A 1,633-nucleotide genomic window follows, 5' to 3' on the forward strand; every position below is an offset into this window, starting at 1 on the left:
CCAATGTGGTCAACCTAATGTCAACTTAAGACAAGTGCCTGCTCAGGTTAATGACTAACGGTGCGAAATTGAGAAAAGAGGAAGGTAGATTTGAAAAGAAGACGCACTTTAATAGAGCTTCACAGAAAAAGCCCTATTAACAGATATTGATATTAGAATGCAACTTTTTTATTGTTAAAATGTGTTCTGCCTATTGCTTTATTCTTCTTTCGTCGGAATGTTCTTCCAGGTATAATCTGAGATCTGCATCGGAGAGATTCCTTATATAGTATATCAAGTGCAGATAAATCGAAAAGATTACACAGGATTTTGGGAACTATTGTTTTGACACGTCCGATAATAAATGCTCGGTTTGCTTGGTATCGATATTTATTCGTACTTTTAGCGGTAATCTGAATTTCTTCATCAACTTGATTTTTAATAAGAGATGACAGGTTTGAAAGAAGTACGTTGATATAAAATTCTTGAAGCACTGAAGTGGTCGTTGCACCGGAAAATTCTTCAATAGCAAGGCGGCTTTTCAATTCCTTATATTTTGTTTCGACTGGCCAGCGATAGAAGTAAAGTTCGCGGAACATCTGTTGAGAAATATGTGAATCAAAAAGATTGGTGGCAAGATACTCTTTCGTTCCATCATTGAGAATAACTTCGATGACTCTTATCCTGATATCCTCAGTTCCGTCTTTTTCGTTGCCGGGAAGAACCGTGATTATGTCTCCAGAGCATTTCTTAGCAATGTTATAATTCTGTTTTAAGCGCATAAGACAAAGGTGCTGATGCTCGACACAGTAACGAAACATATCTTCAGAATAATAGCCACGATCAAAGATTACAACGCTGTTTTGATAGATATTTAAATCTTCTAAATTATGCAAATGCTCTAAGGCAGCGGAACGTTCAGATGCAAGATATCGTTGAAAAGAAGCATGGACAATATAATCATCAAGAACATCATAAACAATGGAACCAAGTCCCATAGTAAAACGGCGGCTTGGATCAGGATATCCAAACATTTCACCAAAGAACTCGAAATTCGATTTCGAATTAGGCAATTCTATTTTAGAACCATCAATGGCAAATAAATGATATCCATTCCAAAGTTTACGAGATGGGAGTTGCTTATAAAATAAATCAACTGATAAATAGTAGAGCTCTTTAAATAAAGCAGGGTTAATAAATTGGCGAGCCTTTGACAGAGCCTGTTTTGAAATGTCAGGGAAATCAAGGCTTCCAAGATCTTCCCGAATACGGGAAAGATTTTGAAACATGGAGGCCTTTGAAGTGTAAAGCAGATACATAATTACTTGAAAAAGAGAAAGCTTTCGTTTGCGAATAAAATGATTTTTCGCACAATGAGGTTCCAGTTTTTCTGGGGTTGTGATATACTCCTTAATGGATTGAATGATATTTTTGCATATGTCGGTTCGATTCATAAGACATACCTCCTAAGTGTGATTAAGTTTGTCGCTGCAACGACATTTCCCTTGATTAATAGGTCGCAAAGCGACCTCACTTTTGGAGGTTTTTGTCAAGTCTTTTTCAGAAAAAAAATCAGAAATTTTTTAAAAAAAAATAAAGCCCTATAGCCTTGAAAAATCAAGGCTTTGGGGCTTAAGTTGACCACATTGGGGTC

General features: G+C 36.4%; 1 protein-coding gene. It reads right to left on the bottom strand.

The window, feature by feature from the left end:
- Positions 1-152: 152 nt before the first annotated feature.
- Positions 153-1,433 carry an IS4 family transposase gene (locus M72_RS13300; RefSeq protein ID WP_055068568.1) on the bottom strand — a complete coding sequence of 427 codons (1,281 nt, stop codon included), beginning with the start codon at positions 1,431-1,433 and terminating at the stop codon, positions 153-155.
- Positions 1,434-1,633 lie beyond the last annotated feature (200 nt).

The organism is Roseburia faecis, from assembly GCF_001406815.1.
In the GTDB taxonomy this organism is placed as follows: Bacteria; Bacillota; Clostridia; order Lachnospirales; family Lachnospiraceae; genus Roseburia; species Roseburia faecis.